2 protein-coding genes, 1 other RNA gene and 1 pseudogene are annotated in these 2,403 nt (G+C 40.0%); 3 read left to right on the top strand and 1 reads right to left on the bottom strand.

The window, feature by feature from the left end:
* Positions 1 to 173, bottom strand: a pseudogene (locus AC11ZT_RS09685) (MBL fold metallo-hydrolase); the annotation flags it as partial.
* A gap of 148 nt (positions 174 to 321) precedes the next feature.
* Here AC11ZT_RS09685 and smpB point away from each other — a divergent pair.
* From smpB to AC11ZT_RS09670, 3 genes are all read left to right on the top strand, one after another.
* Complete coding sequence (gene smpB, locus AC11ZT_RS09680) at positions 322 to 789, top strand: SsrA-binding protein SmpB (RefSeq protein WP_379970431.1); 468 nt, start codon at positions 322 to 324, stop codon at positions 787 to 789.
* A gap of 121 nt (positions 790 to 910) precedes the next feature.
* Positions 911 to 1,263: a transfer-messenger RNA gene (ssrA, locus tag AC11ZT_RS09675) on the top strand.
* A 371-nt stretch (positions 1,264 to 1,634) separates the two neighbouring features.
* Positions 1,635 to 2,403, top strand: a 769-nt coding sequence (locus tag AC11ZT_RS09670; RefSeq protein WP_484059396.1) for a ribonucleotide reductase N-terminal alpha domain-containing protein, incomplete at its 3' end; no start/stop codon positions are given.

Raw genomic sequence — 2,403 nt, 5'->3', positions numbered from 1 at the left:
GTAATCGGTTTACCAATTGCAGAAGCAGCTTGTAAGATAGCCTTATGGCTATATGGCAGGGCAGCATCAATTAATGTTAATTCATTTTCTTCTTCGACTAAATAACAATTCACAGGAAATGCATTCGGTAAAAAACTAAGTTGGTATAAGAGTCCATTCTGGGTAAGACGCATAGTAAATTCCTCCTTGTTTTTTATCTAATATATTTAGTATTTTAACTAATAATATTAGTTAAGTAAAGTTCTTTTTTATTAAGAGTTGTTACATTGTGAAGAACCGTTGTTTTTGTTACAATAGGGTGAATAAAGGAGGGGTACCCTCATGCCAAAAGGATACGGAAAAACGATCTCACAAAACAAAAAAGCCTTTCATGAATATTTCATTGAAGAGACTTATGAAGCCGGACTTGTCCTGCAAGGAACCGAAATTAAATCCATTCGCGCTGGCCGCGTCAACTTAAAAGATTCATACGCTCGTGTGCAAGACGGAGAAGTGTGGGTGTATAGCATGCATATTAGCCCGTACGAGCAAGGAAACCGATTTAATCATGATCCACTTCGTCCGCGAAAGTTACTTTTACATAAAAAAGAAATAGCAAAGCTCATCGGCTACACGAAAGAAGTTGGATATACATTAGTACCGCTAAAAATCTTTTTGAAGAACGGGTATGCGAAGGTAAGTCTCGGACTAGGAAAAGGAAAGAAAACATACGATAAGCGTGAAGACTTAAAGAAAAAAGAAGCAAAGCGCGATGTAGAACGAGCATTCCGCGATCGTCAAAAGATGTAATTACAGTATTTTACAATTGCATCTACATCTTTCATCGGCTATAATAAGAAATGTACCAAACAGCTGAACTTTGAAAAATAGCTCTTAAAGCTACACTTTCTCGTAAAGCTCCCTTTTATATGGGGACGTTACGGATTCGACAGGGGTAGTTCGAGCTTAGGTTGCGAGTCGAGGGGATCGGCCTCGTTAAAACGTCAACGCCTATAACTGGCAAAAATAATTTAGCTTTAGCTGCCTAATTAGTGCGGCTGCTCCTCCCTCCATTGTCTGTGTGGTAGGGTAAGGGGCTCACTCTTAGCAGACTACGCCGGCGTCCACCGTCTGAGGACAAAGGAAGAGAACAATCAGACTAGCGAGCCCTGCCGCCTGTCGATAGGCAAAAGAGCTCGCGAAGCGCCAATATGTCGACTACACTCGTAGAAGCTTAAGTGACGATATTTCTGGACGTGGGTTCGACTCCCACCGTCTCCACCAATACATACTTTGGTGGTTAAACACGATACTATACGGACTTGCCGCATGAGGTGAGTCCGTTTTTGCCATGTCCTTTTGGGAGGACCTTAAGTTGCGTCACATAATCGAAAAAATTTACGGAGAAAACAGTCTCTTTCTCTATATTAAAACTTCAAGTATTTCAGCCCTCATCTAAACATGCTAGAAAACCCAACCCTGTAAGCAATCTTCAATTACTGAATTCATAGGATTACACACTATATATCGTAATAAAAAATGTTTTATTTACTGTATATTGATTATGGACAGCAAATATGATAAATTTAGAAGGCTAAAGAAACTATGGACGTTTACATGAAAAGAGAGACGCATGAACAAAAGGAGAGGTAACGATGCCTGTTATGTCCGAAGAAAAAATGACGATTAATATTGATAGTTTAAACAAAGATATTTCTTTATTTCCTCAAGTGTATCCGATCACCCCAGATATGAACATTACCCATAAAGGGGTTTCAAGACTTGTTATGATTGACCGCTATTCGTTTAAAGATACTGCAAAAGTAACGCTGACAGTTGGAGACTTTGTTGTGTTAACGATAAAAGAAGATCCAACATTTCCAGCAAGAGGTCTAGGATATATCGTAGCCATTGATTGGGAAAGTAAGAAGGCAAGCGTTCTAATTGAAGAAGAATATCGCGGTGTACTAACGAAACCAGAAGAAGTGGAAACGGGAATCATTACTCGCTCTATTGATGTAATGGAGAAGCCTCTTGAAATTTACTATGAGCAAATCGCAAAACGGAATGCAGCAGGTTTGTCCTCCGTTGAAACGCTTGAAGAAAATCGAGACAAGTGGTTTGGATCCTTTTATGAAGAACTAGCGGATTTAAATTTTATTCCGGCTGGACGAGTATTATATGGCACAGGAGCTGATACGGACGTTACTTATTTTAACTGCTATGTGATGCCATTTGTACAGGATTCAAGAGAAGGAATTTCGGAGCATCGTAAGCAGGTAATGGAAATTATGAGTCGCGGCGGCGGAGTTGGTACGAATGGTTCTACGCTTCGTCCGAGAAATACATTGGCAAAGGGTGTAAACGGGAAATCATCGGGCTCAGTTTCATGGTTAGATGATATTGCAAAACTGACGCATCTTG

This window comes from Ectobacillus sp. (assembly GCF_056992975.1).
The sequence above is the reverse complement of the archived record's forward strand: the minus strand, read 5'-3'. Positions and strand labels throughout refer to the sequence as shown.